At 69.9% G+C, this 18,159-nt stretch carries 18 protein-coding genes and 1 tRNA gene; 10 read left to right on the top strand and 9 right to left on the bottom strand.

The window, feature by feature from the left end; genetic code table 11:
- Nucleotides 1–33: 33 nt before the first annotated feature.
- Genes IEY69_RS09305 through IEY69_RS09290 form a run of 4 tightly spaced genes read left to right on the top strand, consistent with a single transcriptional unit; the run spans nt 34 to nt 3,795 of the window.
- On the top strand, nt 34–1,026 hold the full coding sequence (locus IEY69_RS09305) for a FecCD family ABC transporter permease (protein WP_229783810.1): 993 nt from the start codon (nt 34–36) through the stop codon (nt 1,024–1,026).
- A 14-nt stretch (nt 1,027–1,040) separates the two neighbouring features.
- Entirely contained in the window at nt 1,041–1,985 is a 945-nt protein-coding gene (locus IEY69_RS09300; RefSeq protein WP_189072886.1) for an ABC transporter substrate-binding protein, read from the top strand.
- Nucleotides 1,982–2,995 (top strand): FecCD family ABC transporter permease, encoded by a 1,014-nt coding sequence (locus IEY69_RS09295; RefSeq protein ID WP_373291022.1) that lies wholly within the window; start codon nt 1,982–1,984, stop codon nt 2,993–2,995. Before IEY69_RS09300 ends, IEY69_RS09295 begins: the two co-directional genes overlap by 4 nt.
- Nucleotides 2,992–3,795: an ABC transporter ATP-binding protein gene (locus IEY69_RS09290; RefSeq protein WP_189072885.1), complete on the top strand. Its 804-nt coding sequence runs from the start codon at nt 2,992–2,994 to the stop codon at nt 3,793–3,795. Before IEY69_RS09295 ends, IEY69_RS09290 begins: the two co-directional genes overlap by 4 nt.
- A 371-nt stretch (nt 3,796–4,166) precedes the next feature.
- Here IEY69_RS09290 and IEY69_RS09285 read toward each other — a convergent pair whose 3' ends face one another.
- From IEY69_RS09285 to IEY69_RS09250, 8 genes are all read right to left on the bottom strand, one after another.
- Nucleotides 4,167–4,922 carry a type II secretion system protein gene (locus IEY69_RS09285; RefSeq protein ID WP_189072884.1) on the bottom strand — a complete coding sequence of 252 codons (756 nt, stop codon included), beginning with the start codon at nt 4,920–4,922 and terminating at the stop codon, nt 4,167–4,169.
- Nucleotides 4,919–5,311: a type II secretion system protein gene (locus tag IEY69_RS09280; protein ID WP_189072883.1), complete on the bottom strand. Its 393-nt coding sequence runs from the start codon at nt 5,309–5,311 to the stop codon at nt 4,919–4,921. The genes IEY69_RS09285 and IEY69_RS09280 overlap by 4 nt, the downstream gene beginning before the upstream one ends.
- Nucleotides 5,308–5,742 (bottom strand): pilus assembly FimT family protein, encoded by a 435-nt coding sequence (locus IEY69_RS09275; RefSeq protein ID WP_189072882.1) that lies wholly within the window; start codon nt 5,740–5,742, stop codon nt 5,308–5,310. The genes IEY69_RS09280 and IEY69_RS09275 overlap by 4 nt, the downstream gene beginning before the upstream one ends.
- Nucleotides 5,739–7,454, bottom strand: coding sequence for a hypothetical protein (locus IEY69_RS09270; RefSeq protein WP_189072881.1), 1,716 nt, complete (start codon nt 7,452–7,454; stop codon nt 5,739–5,741). Before IEY69_RS09270 ends, IEY69_RS09275 begins: the two co-directional genes overlap by 4 nt.
- A 100-nt stretch (nt 7,455–7,554) precedes the next feature.
- A complete protein-coding gene (locus IEY69_RS09265; protein WP_189072880.1) occupies nt 7,555–8,574 on the bottom strand; it encodes a serine hydrolase domain-containing protein in 1,020 nt (339 codons plus the stop codon).
- Nucleotides 8,571–9,554, bottom strand: coding sequence for an N-acetylmuramic acid 6-phosphate etherase (locus tag IEY69_RS09260; protein WP_189072879.1), 984 nt, complete (start codon nt 9,552–9,554; stop codon nt 8,571–8,573). Before IEY69_RS09260 ends, IEY69_RS09265 begins: the two co-directional genes overlap by 4 nt.
- On the bottom strand, nt 9,551–10,723 hold the full coding sequence (locus IEY69_RS09255) for an anhydro-N-acetylmuramic acid kinase (protein WP_268243861.1): 1,173 nt from the start codon (nt 10,721–10,723) through the stop codon (nt 9,551–9,553). Before IEY69_RS09255 ends, IEY69_RS09260 begins: the two co-directional genes overlap by 4 nt.
- Nucleotides 10,720–11,493, bottom strand: coding sequence for a GntR family transcriptional regulator (locus tag IEY69_RS09250; RefSeq protein ID WP_229783809.1), 774 nt, complete (start codon nt 11,491–11,493; stop codon nt 10,720–10,722). The genes IEY69_RS09255 and IEY69_RS09250 overlap by 4 nt, the downstream gene beginning before the upstream one ends.
- Before the next feature lie 119 nt (nt 11,494–11,612).
- Between IEY69_RS09250 and IEY69_RS09245 the strand changes: the two genes are divergently transcribed.
- From IEY69_RS09245 to IEY69_RS09220, 6 genes are all read left to right on the top strand, one after another.
- The gene (locus tag IEY69_RS09245) at nt 11,613–13,364 is read left to right on the top strand and encodes an ABC transporter substrate-binding protein (protein WP_189072877.1); all 1,752 of its coding nucleotides are present in this window, start codon (nt 11,613–11,615) and stop codon (nt 13,362–13,364) included.
- A gap of 126 nt (nt 13,365–13,490) precedes the next feature.
- Nucleotides 13,491–14,462 (top strand): ABC transporter permease, encoded by a 972-nt coding sequence (locus IEY69_RS09240; RefSeq protein WP_189072876.1) that lies wholly within the window; start codon nt 13,491–13,493, stop codon nt 14,460–14,462.
- Nucleotides 14,459–15,574 carry an ABC transporter permease gene (locus tag IEY69_RS09235; protein WP_189072875.1) on the top strand — a complete coding sequence of 372 codons (1,116 nt, stop codon included), beginning with the start codon at nt 14,459–14,461 and terminating at the stop codon, nt 15,572–15,574. Before IEY69_RS09240 ends, IEY69_RS09235 begins: the two co-directional genes overlap by 4 nt.
- Nucleotides 15,575–15,664: 90 nt before the next feature.
- Nucleotides 15,665–17,041, top strand: a complete 1,377-nt coding sequence (gene pucL, locus IEY69_RS09230) for a factor-independent urate hydroxylase (RefSeq protein ID WP_189072874.1) — start codon at nt 15,665–15,667, stop codon at nt 17,039–17,041.
- Complete coding sequence (uraH, locus tag IEY69_RS09225) at nt 17,038–17,406, top strand: hydroxyisourate hydrolase (protein ID WP_189072873.1); 369 nt, start codon at nt 17,038–17,040, stop codon at nt 17,404–17,406. Before pucL ends, uraH begins: the two co-directional genes overlap by 4 nt.
- A gap of 7 nt (nt 17,407–17,413) precedes the next feature.
- A complete protein-coding gene (locus IEY69_RS09220) occupies nt 17,414–17,932 on the top strand; it encodes a MarR family winged helix-turn-helix transcriptional regulator (RefSeq protein WP_189072872.1) in 519 nt (172 codons plus the stop codon).
- Between the two features lie 37 nt (nt 17,933–17,969).
- Here the strand turns inward: IEY69_RS09220 and IEY69_RS09215 are convergent.
- Nucleotides 17,970–18,045, bottom strand: a tRNA-Gly gene (locus IEY69_RS09215).
- Nucleotides 18,046–18,159 lie beyond the last annotated feature (114 nt).

Raw genomic sequence — 18,159 nt, 5'->3', positions numbered from 1 at the left:
CCGCCCCCAGCCCCACCCGCGCCGGAGCACCCCGTGACCCGCCCCCCGCTGCCCCGATGGCCGGTCCTCGCCGGGGCGCTGCTCGCCGCGCTGCTGGCCGGTCTGCTGTCCCTGGCGCTGGGCGCCACCGACATCCCCCTGCCCGAGGCCGCGCGGCTCCTGCTGCACCCGGACGACAGCGTGAACAGCCTGGTCGTGCACACGCTGCGGCTGCCGCGCACCCTGATCGCCCTGCTGGCCGGCGCGGCCCTGGCCGTGTCGGGCCTGCTGCTTCAGGGCGTGACCCGCAACCCGCTGGCCGACCCGGGCATCCTGGGGGTGGAGGCCGGCGGCGCCCTGGCCCTGCTGACCGTGGTGGTGTTCTACCCGGCCCTGCCGGCCGCGCTGTTCGTGCCGGCCGCGTTCCTGGGCGGCGCGCTGGCCGCCCTGGCCGCCTACGGCGCGGCGCAGTCCATCGGGATCACGCCGCTGCGGCTGGCGCTGGCTGGCGTGGCGGTCGCGTCCCTGGCCGGGGCCGCCACCCGCGCGCTGCAGCTGCTGTTCGAGGACCGCGCCCAGGGCGCCCTGTTCGCCCTGTCCGGCTCGCTGGCCGGGCGCACCTGGGACCAGCTGGCGCAGGTCGCGCCGTGGCTGCTCGCGGGCCTGACCGGCGCGCTGCTGCTGGCCGCGCGCGTGAACGTCCTGACCCTCGGGGAGGACGTGGCCCGCAGCCTGGGCGCCCGCACCGGACGGGACCGCGCGCTCGTCACCGCCCTGGCCGTGCTGCTGGCGGCCGGGTCGGTCAGCGTGGTCGGCCCGGTCGGGTTTGTGGGCCTGATCGTCCCGCACGCCGCGCGCGCCCTGGGCGGCGCGGACCACCGCGCCTCGCTGCCGCTGGCGGCCCTGCTGGGCGCGGCGTTCCTGCCGCTGGCGGACGTCGCGGCCCGCCTGATCGACCGCCCGGCCGAGACCCCGGTCGGCATCCTGGTCGCGGCCGCCGGCTCGCCCTTTTTCATCCTGCTCGCCCGCCGCGTCGGGCGTTCCTGAGACGGAGTCCCACCATGAACCGCTGCACTGCCCTGATCCTGACCACCCTGCTGTCCCCGCTCGCCGTGCCGGCCCACGCCGCGCCGGTGACCGTCCCACACGACCGCGGCACCCTGACCCTGCCCGCCCCCGCGCGGCGGGTCGTGGCGCTGGAATACTCCTTCGTGGACACCCTGCTCGCCCTGGGGGTGCGGCCCGTCGGCGCGGCCCTCGGCACCCAGGGCGGGGACCGGGGCGCTCCTCCCTACCTGCGGGGCCGCGTGGTGGGCGTCGTCACCACCGGCAGCCGGGCGCAGCCCAGCCTGGAGGGCGTCGCCGCGCTGCGCCCGGACCTGATCCTGGCCGACACTCTGGTGCACAGGGACGTGGCGCCCGCCCTGGGCCGCCTGGCCCCCACGGCGGTGTTCCCCAGTCGCCGCGCGGACCTGGAGCAGCTGAACGAGCAGACCCTGCTGATCGGCCGTCTGGTGGGCCGCGAGGCCGCCGCGCGGCAGCTGCTCGCCGACCAGAAGAGCCTCATCACCAAGGCCCGCGCCTTTGCCAGGAAGGGCGCCCCGGCGTTCGTGGCGGGGGTGGTCACGCCGACCTCGTTCACGGCGCACACGGCCGGAAGTTTCGCCGGCAGCTTCCTGGAAGCGGTGGGCCGCAGGAACCAGCTGCCCGTCAGGGACGGCCAGACGCAGTATGAACTGAGCCTCGAGGGCCTCGTGGCGCTGCAGCCACAGACGCTGGTGCTGTTCACCGCGCCCGACGAGACGCCCGTCACGGCGTCCTGGGCGAAAAACCCGCTGTGGCAGAAGCTGCCGGCCGTGAAACGCGGGCGGGTGTACACCTTCAACCGGGACGACTGGACCCGTGGGCGCGGCCCGACCGCCCTGAAGCTGATGCTCGCGCAGACCATCGAAAGCCGCTTCCTGCAGGACGCCGCGCCCGGCAGCGCCTTCAAGTACGGCCCGTGAGCGTACTCGCCCCGCCCGCCCGCTTCACTGCCCGCCGCGCCCTGATCGTCGGCGCGGCGCTGCTGGCCGCGTGCGCCGCGCTGGCCCTGCTCGCCCTGGGCCTGGGCGCCGTCCCCACGCCCGCACGCGACGTGCTGGCCGCCCTGAGTGGCCGCGGCGACGACCTGACCCGGCAGCTCGTGCTCGACCTGCGCGCCCCGCGGGTGGGCGTGGCCCTCCTGTGCGGCGCGATGTTCGCCGCGAGCGGCACCATCCTGCAGGGCGTGATCCGCAACCCCCTGGCCTCCCCGGACCTGATCGGCGTGGGGGCCGGGGCAGGCCTGGCCGCGACCGTGTTCCTGCTCGCGTGGCCGGGCGCGCCCGCCGGGGGCCTGCCGTGGGCCGCCCTGGTAGGCGCGTGGGGCGGCTTCGGGCTGGTGCTGCTGCTCTCGCAGGAACGGGGCGGGGCGCTGCACCCGGTGCGGCTGGCCCTGATCGGCGTGGCGGTCGCGGCCGCGCTGGGCGCCGCGCAGCAGCTCGTGCTGGTCCGCGCCCCGGACGGACTGGGCAGCGCCCTGAGCTTCCTGACCGGCGCCGTGTACGGCGCCGACGCCGCCCGCCTGACCCGCGTGCTCCCCTGGGCGCTGATCCTGCTGCCCGCCGCCCTGCTCCTGAGCCGCACGCTGGACGTCCTGAACCTCGGCGAGGACGTCGCCACGGCCCTCGGGCAGCGCGTGACGCCCACCCGGCTGCTGAGCCTGTCGGTCGGCGTGGCCCTCGCCGGCGCGGCCGTGACAGGCGCGGGCATCCTGGGATTCGTGGGCCTGCTCGCTCCGCACGTGGCGCGGCTCCTCGTGGGCGCCCGGCACGCCCGGAGCCTGCCGGTCAGCATGCTGCTCGGCGCGCTGCTCGTCCTGGCCGCCGACACGCTGGGCCGCGCCCTGCTACCCCCCCTGGAGGTGCCCGCCGGGATCTTCACCACCCTGGTCGGCGCTCCCTACTTCCTGTACCTCCTGAGGCGGTCCGCATGAGTGAAGCCCGAACCCCCGACCCCCTGAGCACCCACGCGCTCACCCTCGCCTACGGCCAGAACGTGATCATTCCCGGCCTCGACCTGACGGTCGCCGGCGGGCAGGTCACGTCCATCATCGGCCCGAACGGCTGCGGCAAGAGCACGCTGCTGCGCGCGCTGGCCCGCCTGCTGCCCACCGGGGCCGGCCACATCGAACTGTACGGACAGGCGCTGCACGCCCTACCCAGCCGCGAGATCGCCCGCCGCCTCGCCATCCTCCCGCAGGGACCGACCGCGCCCGAGGGCCTGAGCGTGGAAGACCTCGTCTGGTTCGGCCGGCACCCCCACCAGGGCCGCTTCCCGGTCCGCCGCCCCGAGGACCGCGAGGCCGTCGCCTGGGCCCTCGACCAGACCGGCATGCGGGTCTTCGCCACCCGGCCGCTCGAGGCGCTCAGCGGCGGGCAGCGCCAGCGCGCCTGGATCGCCATGAGCCTCGCGCAGCAGACAGACATCCTGCTGCTGGACGAACCGACCACCTACCTCGACCCGGCCCACCAGCTCGAAGTCCTGCACCTCGCGCAGCGCCTGAACCGCGAGCAGGGCAAGACCGTCGTCATGGTCCTGCACGACCTCAACCAGGCCGTGCGCTACAGCGACCGCCTGATCGCGCTGCGCGAGGGCGAGGTGTACGCCCACGGCCCGGCCGGAGCAGTCCTGAACCACGACCTGCTGCGCGACGTCTTCGGTCTGAAAGCGCACCTGCTGCCCGACCCCGATACCGGCCGACCCCACGTCATCCCCTACGCACTCACCCGGTAAAGCGTCACCAACGCGACCGGGGCACCTGAAGTCAGGTGCCCCGGTTCGGTAGTGGAGCTCATTCTGCGCGTTGCTCGCGGTTCGGGTACAGGACGGGCAGGGTAATTAGGGGAATGGCGATGGCGGACAGGGCAAGGATCAGGGTCATACCGACAGTGTGCCGCGAACACCGGGAACCCTGATGACAACAGCGTTCAGCAGCCGTAGAGCGGACCTTCAGCCGACACCCAGGGAGTCTTCAGGTGACGCAAGGGTCAGCTATGGAGCGATGGGAAACCCGAGGCAGTTGGGGAATGCACGCCGCATCGGTGCGGCGCCTGGCGCCGACCCCCGCTGTGGATCACCGGGCGTCACACAGGCGCTGCCGGGTGTCAATCCACGTTGCGACTGTTGACTCTCAACGTGTAGAAATCAGCACTGGGTGTGTACACCAGTTTGCCGTTAACCGACTCTACCGTGCGCAGGCGCATGGTGACGTACTTCTTGACGGCGTCGTACTCGAAACCCGGATTCGACCCGACAACGGCCAAGTCGGTGATCACGTTCCGGCCGAGCACGGACGTGTAGGCACTGGTGGCATCCGGCAGTGGCTGCAGAGTGCCGCACGATCCTGCCGCAACAACGGGTCTGCTGGGATTTTCCATTTGAATCTCAACGAGGGCCTGCGCGGCACCGTCCAGGCTGGTCAGCGTACTGGTCTTCAACGAGACGTCCAGGTCGGCCCGGGGAACGTAGCGGTAGATGTTCAGGGTCCAGCCGACGATTCGGCCCGGCTCAGTGGCGGGTGTTGTGCCGCAGGCCTGCGCGCCGCGGCTGTCTTCCACGACTGGGAGCACCAGCGCGATGCAAGGGGAGGTTCCTCCCAGGTCACAACTCTTCAAGGTGTTGGCCGCGGTCCCGTCGGGAAGTGACGTGCCGTCCGGAACGATTCGACTCGCGGCGCGCAGGCGGTCGCCCAGGTAACCGGAGATGTCGTTGACCGTCTGGAGACGCTGGGCGAGGCCGTTCTGGCTGGCGGCGAATACTGTGGTGCTCTGCTGAAAACTGAAGACCGCCGCTGTCAGGATGGCCAGGATAGCCATGCCGACCAGCAGTTCGATGATGGTGAAGCCCTGGTGCCGCGTCATGATTTTCCCAGGTCCGGATTGGCGATGGTCAGCGTGAAGGTCGTGGCGCGGCCGGACACGGTGCACCTGAGGGTGACGGTGCGACTCAGTTTGACCCCGGCGGTCACGGTGCTGAGCCGTTCACTTTCCTGGGTGGTGCATGACAGGCCATTTTGATTGTTGCCGGGCACGGTGACTCCGGAGATACTGCTGTTGAAATTGTTTTTCAGTTCCGCGCGGACCTGCTCGAAGTACGCTCGCCCGGCGAGGACCACGGTCTGATCCTGCCTGGAGTTCTGGTTGAGTTTGGCCACGCCGGGCAGGATGGCTCCGATGGACATCAGGACGATCCCCAGAATGGCAATGGCGACCAGCAGTTCCACGATGGTGAAGCCCGGAGTCCTGTTCATTTCACGACCACTTTGCCCATGAGGCTGACGACGCTGACGGTGCGGAAGAGATTGGTGTTGCGGGTCGACCGGACGATGATGTTGACGGGCGTGACGGCGACCTTGCTGCCGGTGGCCGGCTGAATGGAGCCGAACGGAGGTTGAAAGGACAGGCTGGTACCGGCATCGATTGTTGCCGATGGCAGGGGAATGGTCACGCCGCGGCTGACGATGCTGGTGCTGTTGGCGGTCGTCGAGATGGTCTGGACTGTTCCTTTACGCGCGGCGCTGCGGGTCGTCTGGATTTCGGTTGCGACCAGGGAGGCCGCCCGCTCGAGTTCGGTTCTGGTGATCCAGGCCAGGTACGAGGGCGCTGCGACGGCCGCCAGAATGCCGATGATCCCGATGACGATCAGGATTTCCATCAGGGTGAAGGCCTGGTCGCGGTTCATCGCTGCCGCCACGTCCCCTGTTCCAGGCTGAGGCTGTACTTCCCGCTTCCGGCGGTGATGTCGAACAGGACCTCGGGATCGTACTGAACCTTGCGGCCGGTGCCGCTGAAGTCCGTGTCATTGTTGATATCACTGCCAGTGACTTTCATGCCGGTGCTGTCGAGGACGCTGCCCTCCACCACGATGGCGCCGCACAGGCCCAGGTTGCCCTGAATGTTCAGGTTGCCCCGGACGTAGATCACGCCTTTCATGTCGCATTCGTCGGCCTGGTTCTGGTTGATGGTCAGGTCGCCGTCCACGATGAGGATGCCGTTGCCACTCAGTTTCTGGCTGTTCAGGTTGACCGACCCGCCTGTGTTGGTGAGCCACGTCAGGCCGTTCAGGTTGGCTGCTTCCCGGTTGAAGTTCGCTTCGGGAATCACCTTGGCCATGGTGCGCAGTTCGGCAGGGGTCATGCCGAACGTCTTGATGAACAGCGCGTCGTCGGCCGGATTGAGCGCGTAGCTGGAACCGGAGGTTCCGGTCAGCAACCCGCCCACCAGGCCGCCGCCAACGTCCCGGATGCACTTATTGTTGCTGATCAGTTCCGTGGCGGTACAGTCGTTGAAGTCGCCACCGGTGACCACGGCATTCGTGGATTTCACGATGGACGTCCCTTCCGGAATGGTGGGAACGCTTGGCAGCCAGCCCGTGACGCTCACGGAGGTGCCCAGCGCAGTGGAGCTGCCGTCCGCACTTACTGTGGCGGTGTAGGTCACGTTACCGACCTTCACCGCGACCTGATCACCCGTGACGAACGTCTCGCTGGTCCGCAGCGTCAGTGAGTTGGAGGTGTTGCTGACCACGCCGTTCATGACGTAGTCCATCGGCTGCTGAGTGCTGGCGGTGTAGGGACTGAAACTCCCGCTGACGGACGGCACGTTCACGGCTTCCAGCGTCAGAGCGGTACCCGCGATGGCCGTCACCTTGAACGTCCCGAACTTCCCACTGGACACCGCACCTGCCGCGCTGTCGGCCAGCGGCAGGCGGACATAGTCGCCCACGCTGACGCGTGACATGTGCCGAAGCTGATCGGAGGTGCCGCCAACACTGACCTGGACCGAGGTGCCCCGACTGAGTGAGGTCACCGCCGTCGTCTTGGCACGCGCAAAATCGGTGTAGAGGCCGTCACTGTCCGTCAGCGGCAGATTAAGGACCGCGCCGCCAATCGAGGCGTTACCACCCACATCCACTCCCGGGTACGACAGCACGGCCGAGGGGATGTTCAGTTTCTTCAGGTCCAGTTTCTTGGACTTGTACTGCTGAATGATCCGGGTGTTGGAGCCGCCGCTGACGGAACTCGCCTCGACATCCATGGTGACGATGTTGCTGCCGTCCAACTGAATGCCGGCCAGTTTCAGCGTAACGCCGCCATAGCCGGGGTAGGTCGCCAGCCACTGTCTGGTCGTGCAGGCCAGTTGCTGCGTGGCGTTGCTGTCCACGCAGGATTCCGGCACACTCCCAAGAAACTGGCCGTTGTCCTGCGCCCAGACCAGGAAGTCGGCCAGGGCACTCTCGCCCTGAAGGGCAGATTGAAAGGTTCTGGTGTCGTCCGCTCCGGTTTTTCGGCTTCCCAGGGCCAGTTGCGTGGTGACGGTGACGACGCCCATCAGGAGGACAGCCGTCATGAGGACGGTGATCAGTGCGGTGCCACGTTCGCGGTTGGTGTACATGGAGGCTCCTCGGGTCAGCAACCCTGCACGGCCATGCTTCCACTCTCCAGGGGGCGGCACCATCCCCCGAAACGGTGCCTCGCGTGAGATATTCCCTTCCTCAGGCGGGAAGTGCCCCCGTTCGGGTGGCCAGGGTGTTGCCCACGGCCTGCCGGAGGCCCTGGATGTCGAAGCCACTGTGGCGGGTGGGGTGGACGCGGTTGGTCAGGAGCACCCAGGCGTGGCCGCGGGGCGGGTCGATCCAGAGACCGGTGCCGGTGAAGCCGGTGTGGCCGACGGCGTGGGGGCTGCAGAGGCTACCGCCGCTCCAGCCCGGGCAGGCGGACACGAACGCCAGGGTGCGTTCCGGGACCTGGGTGTTCAGGGCGAGGCGCTGCGCGGCCGGGGAGAGCCAGCCGCCGCGCAGGAGGCCCTCGGCCTGGTCGAGCATGCCGGTCAGGGTGCCGAACAGGCCGGCGTGGCCCGCGACGCCGCCGAGCGCGGCCGCGTTCTCATCGTGGGTTTCGCCGATCAGGAGTCGTTCGCGCCAGGTGCACTGTTCGGTGGCCACGGTCTGGTCCGGCGGGGGCGTGAACGTCAGGCCGGGGTCCACGGGGAAGGTGTGCAGGGGCTGCTGACGCAGTCGTTCCAGCACGCGGCCCAGCAGGACGTAGCCGAGGTCGGAGTAGCGGACCTCGCCGGGTGGGCCGACCTCCCAGGGTTCCTGGAGGAACCGGGCGCGGATGGTGGATGCGTCACCCCAGGTGTACAGGCGCGTCCAGGCGCCAAGGCCGGCGGTGTGGGTGAGGAGCTGCCGGAGGGTCCGGTCGCGCAGCGAGGTGCTCTGCATCCAGGCGAGGTCGGGGAGCCATCTGCCGAGCGGGTCGTCCAGGTCGCACAGGCCGTCTTCGGTGGCGCGCAGGATGGCGCGGGCGGTCAGGAGGGGCTTGGTGAGGCTGGCCAGATCCCACCATTCGTGGCCGGTGAGGGCGGGGCCGCCGTGCTGGGTGTGGCCGACGTGGAGGGTGGCGCGCTGCCCGTCGGCGGTGACGACGCCGAGCGCGGCGGCGGAGGGGCCGCCGGGGCGGGCGGCGGCGTGCAGGAGGGCGGCCGTCCGCTCGGGGATGAGGGGCGCGGTCATGGGCGGTCCAGGGCGGCGCGGGCGTGGCCGTCGGCGGCGTCGAGTCGGGCGCGGGCATCGGCGGCGGTCACGCCGAGTCGCAGGGCGACGATCGCGGTTTTCACGTGGCCACCCGCGTCGCGCAGGGCGGCGCGGGCCTGGTGATCGTCGCAGTGGGCGCCGTGCTGCACGAGGCGCACGGCGCGCATTTCGAGTTTGGCGTTGGTGGCTTTCAGGTCCACCATCAGGTTGCCGTACACCTTGCCGAGCTGCACCATCAGGGCGCTGGAGAGGGTGTTCAGAGCGATTTTCTGGGCGGTGCCGGCTTTCAGGCGGGTCGAACCACTGATGAGTTCCGGGCCGGTGTCGAGCAGCACGGGGCAGTCGGCGCCGGTCAGGAGGGGCGTGCCGGGGTTGTTCGCCAGGCCGATGATCAGGGCGCCGGCGGTGCGGGCGGCGCTCATGGCGCCGAGGACCCAGGGCGTGGTGCCGCTGGCGGCGACGGCGATCAGGACGTCGTGCGGGCCAGGTGTCGCGGCCAGCAGCACGGCGTGGCCAGCAGCGTGGTCGTCCTCGGCGCCCTCGACGGCCTGCCGGATGGCCCGCTCGCCTCCGGCGATCAGAGGCACGGCCCGCTCGGGTGGCCAGGAGAAGGTGGGGGTGAGTTCGGTGGCGTCCAGCACGCCGAGCCGCCCGCTGGTTCCGGCACCGGCGTACAGGAGGCGCCCGCCGCGCTGCAGGCGGGGCAGCGCGGCTTCCGCGGCGGCGCTGAGGGCCGGGGCGGCGCGGCGGGCGGCGTCCACGGCGGTCCATTGATCGTCGAGCAGCGCGGTGGTGAGGTCCAGTGGGCTGAGCAGGTCCAGGTCCGGGTGGGCGGCGTGCAGGGACTCGGTCTTCAGGGTGGTGGGGGCCGGGAGGCCCGCGTCGGGCGTCGGGCCGGTCGGCGCGCTGAGTTCGGGGGAACCTGGGTCGGGGGGGTGGGAGGGGTTCGGCTGGGTCATGGCGCTCCGGGGGCGGGGGTCCACTTGCCGGCGCGGGTGGCGTGGGTGGCGCCGGTGGTGTGGGCGAGGGTGTTGGGCCAGCCCTGCGCGTGCGCGTAGCCCAGGAACGCGAAGGCGGCCGCCTCGCGGGTGGCGTCGGTGAAGCCGTGGGCATCCCAGCCGAGGTCCGCGAAGGTCCGCATGGGCGGGTGAGGGAGGGCGCGGGTGAGGGCGGCGGTCAGGGCGGGGTTGCGGCTGCCTCCGCCGGCGATCACGATCTCGTCGGGAGGGGTTGTCAGCCACTGCAGGCTGAGTGCGACGGTGCGGGCGGTGAGTTCGGTGGCGGTGGCGGCCAGGTCCGGCAGGGTCAGCGGGGCGGGCTGGGGGAGCCGGTCGAGGGTCCAGACTTCACGCCCGGTGGCTTTGGGGGGTGGGGCGTGCAGTTCGGGGTGGGCGAGCCACGCCGCCAGGGTGGGTTCGTGGACCTGCCCGGCGCGGGCCAGGGCGCCGTTCTCGTCGCAGGGGAGGTCCGCGCGGGCGGCGATCTCGTCGAGCAGGCAGTTGGCGGGTCCGGTGTCGAAGGCCTGCACGCGGGCGGGGTCGGTGCCGGGCAGCAGGGTCAGGTTGGCGAGCCCGCCGAGGTTCAGCAGCAGTCGGGTGACGCCGGGCTGCGCGAACAGCGCCCAGTCCGCGTAGGGCACGAGGGGAGCGCCGACGCCCCCGGCGGCGAGGTCGGCGGGCCGGAAGTCGGCCACGACGGGTTTCCCGGTGGCCTGGGCGATCAGGGCGGCCTCGCCGAGTTGCAGGGTGGCGGGGCGGGTCCAGCCGCGCGTGGGGTCGGGGCGGGGGTGGTGCTGCACGGTCTGGCCGTGGCTGGCGATCAGGTCGGCGCGCGCGGCGAGGGGCGCGGCGGCCTGCGCGAAGGTGTCGCCGACGGCCCAGTGCAGCTGGGCGAGGTCGCTGGGGGTGCCCTCGTTGCGGATGGCGCGCAGCACCGCGGCGCGCAGGTCGGGGGGGTAGGGTGTGGTGGTGTGCGCGAGGACGCGGCCGCGCGGCTGTCCGGTCCACGCGGGCAGGTGCAGGGGCTGGCCGGTGCCCAGGGCGGGCCAGTCGGGCAGTTCGAGCAGGACGGCGTCGATGGCGTCGGCGCTGGTGCCGCTCATGAGGCCCAGCACGCGCGGGGGGGTCACGCGCCGCCCTGGAGTTCCATGACGAAGTCGTAGCGGTCGCCGCGGTAGTGGGCGCGGGCGTACTCGATGGGGCGGCCGTCCGCGAGCCAGGACACGCGGTCGGTGGTGAGCAGCGCGGCGCCCACCGGGATGCCCAGGATGGGCGCGAGGGTCAGGTCGGCGTTCACGGCGCGCAGGTGGCGGATGGCGCGGGTGGGGCTCAGGCCGCGCGAGGCCAGCAGGGCGTACAGGCTGGCGTCCTGCACGTCGTCCGCGCCGAGCGGGCCGACGAGTCCGGCGGGGATGGTGGAGTCCTCGACGGCCAGGGGTTCGCCGTCGGCGGTGCGCAGGCGGCGCAGGCGGTACACGGTCTCGCTGGGGGACACGGCGAGACTCATGGCTTCCTGCGGGGTGGGGCGGGTGCGTTCGAAGCTGATGATGCGCGCGCCGGGCTGCTGGCCGCGGGAGCGGACGTCCTCGGAGAAGGAGGACAGCAGGCCGAGGGTCCGGGCGGGGAGGTCGCCGGGGCGGGGTGGGGGCGTGACGAAGGTCCCGCTGCCGTGGCGTCTGGTGAGCAGGCCCTGCTGGGCGAGCAGCGCGAGCGCCTGGCGGATGGTGACGCGGGACACGCCGAGGTGCGCGGCGAGGTCGCGTTCGGCGGGGAGTGCGCTACCGGGACGCAACTGTCCGCTGTCGATGCGCTGCGTCAGTCCCTGGGCGACCTGCACGTACACGGGGGTGGCGCTGGCGCTGTCGAGCGGGATGGTCCAGAGGGAGGACGGGGACAGCATCGTCATGAGCGTACCACTGCACAACCTCTTTGCAAGAGGGTTGCAAGTGGAAGCAGACTGGTATTAGGCTGTTTCGAATCAAGTCATCGCGTCCACCCCCGCCCCACCCGGAGGTCCCTATGCACGTACGCACCCTGACCCTGCTCACCCTCGCCCTGATCGGCACCGCCCACGCCGCCCCGAAGAAGGTCACCGGCTACGGCAGCCTGGGAATCGTCGGCGGCAAGAGCGGCGGCACCTACACCCTGCCGCTCGGCGACAGCCCCCAGAGCCTCTTCTACTACGGCGCCATCGACAACAACCTGGGCCTGATTTCCCAGCAGATGTTCGACGGCCTGGTGGAATTCAACCTCGCCACGTACAAGATCGAACCCGCCCTCGCCGAGAGCTGGACGATCACGGACGGCGGCACCGTGTACACCTTCAAGCTCCGGCAGGGCGTCAAGTGGAGCGACGGGCAGGCCTTCAACGCCGACGACGTGATCTTCACGTACCGGAACATGATCATGAACCCCGAGTCCCGCGCCGGGGACCCCGGGAACTTCAAGCTGGGTGGCCAGAACGTGACCATCAGCAAGGTCGACAGCATGACCGTCCGCTTCACGCTGCCCCGCCCCGCCCCCGCGTTCCTGCTGCAGCAGCGGTACTTCATCATGCCGCAGCACAAACTCGCCAAGTACGGCCAGGAGAGCGGCGCCAAACCCGGCGACATCAACAGCGCCTGGCCCACCAACGTCGCTGAGACCGAGGTGGTCGGCACCGGCCCCTTCAAGCTGGGCAACTACACCGCCGGGCAGAAGGTCACCCTGACCCGCAACCCCAACTACTGGAAGGTGGACGCCGCCGGGAAGCAGCTGCCGTACCTGGACCGGCTGGAGTTCCTGATCATCCGCGACCCGCAGGCGCAGGTGGCGCAGTTCCTCGCGGGGAACCTCGACCAGCTGAACGTCACGGGCGCGCAGTTCCCGGACCTGAAGCAGAAGGAAGTCGCGGGCGCCCCGTTCAAGGTCATGCGCTCCACGGCGCTGTTCGGCAGTCCGCCCTTCGTGGCGTACAACTTCGACGCGAAGAACGCCGCGCTGGCCAAGGTCTTCAGCGACGTGCGCTTCCGCCGCGCCATGCAGAGCGCCGTGAACCGCGAGCGCATCATCGACACGGTGTACAACGGCCTGGCCAGCCTCCCCGGCCACGGCGTCGCGCCCGTGAACAAGGCGTTCTACGCGAACACCACCCGTCAGCTCGGCACCTTCAGCCTGAACGACGCCAATGACGCGCTCGACGCCATGGGCCTCAAACGGCGCAACGCGGCGGGCATCCGCCTGCTGCCCAGCGGCCAGCCGCTCGAACTGGACCTGACCTACGGCACCGACAGCGCCGTGTACCCGTCCATCGCCACGATCCTCCAGAGTGACTTCGCGAAGGTGGGCGTGAAGGTGAACCTCAAGGGCATCCTCAGCAGCCGCCTGCTCGCCACCGGTCAAAGCGGCGACTGGGAGATGATCCTGCACGCCTTCGGCGATCAGCCCGACCCGGAACTGCGCCGACCCATCTGGCAGCCCGGCGGCAGCCTGTACTACTGGCACCGCGCGCCGCAACCCGCCAAGGACGGCGACCCGGCCAACACCGCCAGGATGGCGAGCTGGGAGAAGGAGATCTACGAGATCTTCAACAAGGCCGCCGTGGAACCCAACGCCGCCACCCGCAAGGCGCTGTACACCCGCTGGCAGCTGATCTTCGCGCAGAACCTGCCGGTCACGCCCATCGCCAAACCGGAGAACATCGGCGCAATCAGCACCAGGTACGGCAACTACGTGTACAACCTCGGCGTGATTCCCGGGTACAACCCGGTTCCGCTGATCTACCAGAAGTAAGGGCCGTGGGGGTGGCGTGCGGGTGACCGGCCGTGAGGGGCCTGACCTGCACCCACCCCCTCGCCTTGAATTCCCGGAGGTTTCCATGCGTCCCACTCCCCACGTCCTACTCCCCACTCCCCCGCAATGCTGACGTACACCGTCCGGCGCATTCTGGGCATGATTCCCACGCTGCTGCTGATCAGCGTGGTGTGCTTCGCCGTGATTCAGCTGCAGCCCGGCAGCTTCCTCGACCAGTACCGCGAGGATCCGCGCGTCACCCCGGAGGCCCTGCAGGCCATGACCCGGCAGCTGGGCCTGGACCAGCCGGTGTGGGTGCAGTACCTGAACTGGGTGAAGGGCATCGTGCTGCACGGCGATTTCGGGTACTCGTTCGCGAACAGCCGCCCGGTCAGCAGCCTGATCTGGGAGCGGCTGGGCTGGACGGTGTTCCTGGCAGTGCTGACCCTGCTGGTGTCGTGGGTGATCGCGGTGCCGCTGGGCATCTACACGGCGCTGCACCGGCACGGAAAGCGCAGCGCGGCGCTGAACTTCCTGGGGTACCTGAGTCTGGCCACGCCGGACTTCCTGGTGGCGCTGCTGCTGATCGCCCTCGTCCTGCGGACCGGCGGGACGAACGTCGGCGGCCTGTTCAGCCCGGACATGATTGACGCGCCCTGGAGTGCCGCGCGGGTCGCAGACCTGCTGGCGCACCTGTGGATTCCCATGATCGCCATCGGTCTGGAGGGCGTCGCGGGCCTGATGCGGCAGATGCGCGCCTCGATGCTGGACGTGCTGTCGCAGGACTTCATCCGCACCGCGCGCGCCAAGGGCGCCACCGGGCGGCGGGTGCTGTGGGGGCACGCGGTCCGGAACGCCGTGAACCCGCTGATCAGCCTCGCGGGCCTGAGCCTGCCCAGCCTGATCAGCGGAACGATCATCGCCAGCATCGTCCTGAACCTGCCCACCATCGGCCCGTACCTGTACGACGCGCTGCTGAACAAGGACCAGTTCGTCGCCATGACCCTGCTGATGTTCAGCGCGCTCCTGCTGCTCGTCGGGAACCTGCTGAGCGACCTGGCGCTGGCGTGGGCCGACCCGCGCGTGAGGTTCGAATGACCGCCGCGCCCACCCCCGCCCGGGCAGCGGCGCGGGTGACGCCGTTCCAGCTGGCCCTGCGGCGCTTCCGCCGCTCGCGCGCCGGGGTGCTGAGCGCCTGGGTGCTCGCGGCGCTGTACCTGATGGCCCTAGTGTCGGGGTTCCTCGCGCCGTACTCCATCACCGCGCAGCACGAGGACTACCCGTACCAGCGGCCGCAGGCGGTGCACGTGATGCACGACGGGAGGCTCATGCGGCCGTTCGTGTACGGCTTCAGGCAGACCCGCGATCCCGTGACCTTCGCGCGCACGTTCAGCGAGGACACCACGCGGCCCCTGCCGATCCTGTTCCTCGTTCGGGGCGACGATCCGGCCGAGAGCCGCTACTCGCTGCTGGGCGTCTTCCAGAGCCAGTGGCATCTGTTCGGCGTGCGGGACGGATACTACTTCCCGCTGGGCACCGACCGGTTCGGGCGGGACCTGCTGTCGCGCATGCTGGTCGGCTCGCAGGTCAGCCTCACGGTCGGATTGATCGGCATCCTGATCAGTTTCAGTATCGGCATCGTGCTGGGCGGCGTCAGCGGCTACTTCGGCGGGTGGGTGGACAACGTCATCCAGCGCCTCGTGGAGGTGCTGCTGTCATTCCCGAGGCTGCCGATCCTGCTGGCGCTGAGCACCATCATTCCCGCGAAGTGGCCCAGTACGTGGGTGTACCTGGGCATCGTGGCGGTCCTCGCGCTGATCGGCTGGGCGGGGCTGGCGCGCGTGGTGCGTGGGCAGGTGATGGGGGCACGCGGCCTGGATTACGTGCAGGCGGCCCGAGCGATCGGCGCGCGGGACCTGCGGGTGATCCTGCGGCACATCATGCCGAACCTGAGTTCGTTCCTGATCGTGACGGCCACGCTGGCCCTGCCCGGGTACATCCTGGGCGAGAGCGCCCTGAGCTTCCTGGGGCTGGGCATCAAGGAGCCGATGACCAGCTGGGGCCTGCTGCTCAAGGACGCACAGAATTTCGAGACGCTCAGCCTGCACCCCTGGCTGCTGCTGCCGGGCGTGCTGATCGTGATCAGCGTGCTGGCCTTCAACTTCGTGGGGGACGCGCTGCGCGACGCGGCGGACACGCAGAGCCGGTAGCGGGCGCCTTGACATGCGGGGGCGGCGGGACTACGCTGCCCCCACATTCATTTCGCCGTCGAAATACCTGAGCGTGCCCGGAGGTCCAGCTTGCCGCACCCGACCATCACCCAGCTCAACACCCTGACCGAAGAGGCGTTCACCGCCCACTTCGCGCGGGTGCTGGAGCACTCCCCCCACTACGCCGCGCAGGTCGCGCGCGGCCGCCCCTACGCCATCGCCGAGGACCTCGCTGCCGCCTTCGCCCACGCGGCCCGCAGCGGCACGCCCGACGAACAACGCGCCCTGATCCGCGCCCACCCGGACCTCGCCGGAAAGGCCGCCCTGGCCGGGGAACTCACGCCCGAAAGTGCAGGCGAGCAGGCCAGCGCCGGACTCGACCGCCTGAGCCCCGACGAGTACGCCGAATTCCACCAGCTCAACGCCGCTTACCACGCCCGCTTCGGCCTGCCGTACGTGGTGTGCGTCCGCGAGCACGACAAGGCCAGCATCTTCGAAGGCGCCCGCCGCCGCCTGCACCACACCCCCGACCAGGAAATCGACACCGCCCTGCACGAGATCGGCCGGATCGCCCGCCTGCGCGTCCTCGACCTCGTCTCCCCCACCCCGGAGGCTCCCATGCCCGTGAAGGTCAGACTCGGCGACAACAACTACGGCAAGGCCGACGTGCGCCTGTTCAAGGTGTTCCGCGACCAGCCGCGACACGAGATCAAGGACGTGCAGGTCCGCGTCGCCATGACCGGCGACTTCGACGCCGCCCACACCCACGGCGACAACACGGACCTCGTCGCGACCGACACCGTCCGCAACACCATCTACGCCCTGGCCCGCGACGGCCTGACCGGCAGCGTCGAGGCGTTCGGCAAGCACCTCATCCGGCACTTCGTGAATCACGGGCCGCGCGTCACCGGCGCCCGCGCCACCTTCGTGGAACACACCTGGGACCGCATGCCCACGGGCGGCGTCCCGCACGACCACGCGTTCGTCCGGCAGATGCCGAAGCACACCGCCACCGTCACCGGCGACGGCCAGCACTTCACGGTCGAGAGCGGCATCGACGAGCTGTACATCCTGAAAACCACCCAGAGCGGCTGGGCCGGATTCCACCGCGACCAGTTCACGACCCTGCCGGACACCACCGACCGCATCCTGGCGACCACCGTCACCGCCCGCTGGACCTACCGCACCGACGAGCCCGACTACGACGCGATCTGGGCGGAGGTCTACCAGACCTTGATGGACGTGTTCCCGGACCACTACTCGCACAGCATGCAGCACACCCTCTACCGCCTGGGCGAGGCGGTCCTCACCCGCTGCGAGGACATCGACCGGATCTTCTTCTCCTTCCCCAACCGGCACCACATCCTCTATCCGCTCGACCGCTTCGGCATGACCAACCCCGGTGTGATCTTCCATGCCGACGCGGAACCGTACGGCGTCATCGAGGGCTGGGTGGAACGGGCGTGAGCGGCGCGGGCCTCAGCACCCACGTGCTCGACACGGCGCGCGGCCGTCCCGCCGCCCACATTCCCGTCCAGCTTCACCGGATCGACGGCGCGGCGCGGACCCTGCTCACCCGGGCGACCACCAACACCGACGGCCGCACGGACGAGCCGCTCATCCCACGCGGGCAGCTGCGCACCGGCACGTACGAGCTGACCTTCCACGTCGCCGCCCACTTCAAGGACCTGACCACCCCGACGGGCACAAGCCAAGCCGAGCCGTTCCTGGACGAGATCACCCTGCGGTTCACGGTCGCGGATGCCACGGCGCACTATCACGTTCCACTTCTGGTCAGCCCGTGGTCCTACAGCACCTACCGCGGCTCCTGAACCCGGCATGCGCGACCGCTTCCTCACGCAGCTCCAGACCGACTGGCAGGCCGTCCGACCCGATCTGAACGTGGAGGCCATGGTTCAGGTCCTCACCCTGACGCGCCTCGGCCACCACCTCCAGGAACGGCTCGACTCACTGCTGGCTGAGCACAGTCTGAATGCGGCCGGATGGGATCTGCTGCTGGCCCTGTACCGCAGCGCCCCGCCCGAAGGTCTCCAGCCGGGTCAACTCATCCAGGTGTGTGCGGTCCGCGGGCCGGCCATCTCCAACCGCGTCACTCGGCTGGAGGAGCGCGGCCTTATCCAGCGGACGTACAGCCCCGAGGATCGGCGGACCGTTCGCGTCCACCTGACCGACCTCGGGCGGAGCACCGTCGAGGATCTCCTGCCCTCGTTCCTCCTTGTTGAGGGTCAACTGCTCAGCCCGCTCGACGCTGAAGAGCTCAGTGAATTGACGCGACTCGCCGGTCGACTCCTCTCGTCCCTGGAAGCCTTCGACACCATGCACGAGTTCACGAAATAAAAAAGCCCCCCACTTCTTTCGAGGTGGGGGGTGAGTGTGGAGCGGGAGACGAGATTCGAACTCGCGACATCTACCTTGGCAAGGTAGTGCTCTACCAGCTGAGCTACTCCCGCAGTTCGCGCCGCATGCGGCGCGGTCTGTGCGCGTCACTCGTGAGTGACAGTGGTGGTATAGAAAAAACCCCCGCGCTGACCGACTTTTCCGGGACCCTGCGGTCCGAGTATCAT

The organism is Deinococcus sedimenti (genome assembly GCF_014648135.1).
Classification (GTDB): Bacteria; Deinococcota; Deinococci; order Deinococcales; family Deinococcaceae; genus Deinococcus; species Deinococcus sedimenti.
Note: the sequence above shows the minus strand (reverse complement) of the source record. Positions and strands in the feature narration are given on the sequence as shown.

Coding starts and splice junctions, on each gene's coding strand:
- IEY69_RS09300 (WP_189072886.1), top strand. CDS start 1,041: ATGAACCGCTGCACTGCCCTGATCCTGACCACCCTGCTGTCCCCGCTC.
- IEY69_RS09290 (WP_189072885.1), top strand. CDS start 2,992: ATGAGTGAAGCCCGAACCCCCGACCCCCTGAGCACCCACGCGCTCACC.
- IEY69_RS09285 (WP_189072884.1), bottom strand. CDS start 4,922: ATGACGCGGCACCAGGGCTTCACCATCATCGAACTGCTGGTCGGCATG.
- IEY69_RS09280 (WP_189072883.1), bottom strand. CDS start 5,311: ATGAACAGGACTCCGGGCTTCACCATCGTGGAACTGCTGGTCGCCATT.
- IEY69_RS09275 (WP_189072882.1), bottom strand. CDS start 5,742: ATGAACCGCGACCAGGCCTTCACCCTGATGGAAATCCTGATCGTCATC.
- IEY69_RS09270 (WP_189072881.1), bottom strand. CDS start 7,454: ATGTACACCAACCGCGAACGTGGCACCGCACTGATCACCGTCCTCATG.
- IEY69_RS09265 (WP_189072880.1), bottom strand. CDS start 8,574: ATGACCGCGCCCCTCATCCCCGAGCGGACGGCCGCCCTCCTGCACGCC.
- IEY69_RS09260 (WP_189072879.1), bottom strand. CDS start 9,554: ATGACCCAGCCGAACCCCTCCCACCCCCCCGACCCAGGTTCCCCCGAA.
- IEY69_RS09250 (WP_229783809.1), bottom strand. CDS start 11,493: ATGCTGTCCCCGTCCTCCCTCTGGACCATCCCGCTCGACAGCGCCAGC.
- IEY69_RS09245 (WP_189072877.1), top strand. CDS start 11,613: ATGCACGTACGCACCCTGACCCTGCTCACCCTCGCCCTGATCGGCACC.
- IEY69_RS09240 (WP_189072876.1), top strand. CDS start 13,491: ATGCTGACGTACACCGTCCGGCGCATTCTGGGCATGATTCCCACGCTG.
- IEY69_RS09235 (WP_189072875.1), top strand. CDS start 14,459: ATGACCGCCGCGCCCACCCCCGCCCGGGCAGCGGCGCGGGTGACGCCG.
- IEY69_RS09220 (WP_189072872.1), top strand. CDS start 17,414: ATGCGCGACCGCTTCCTCACGCAGCTCCAGACCGACTGGCAGGCCGTC.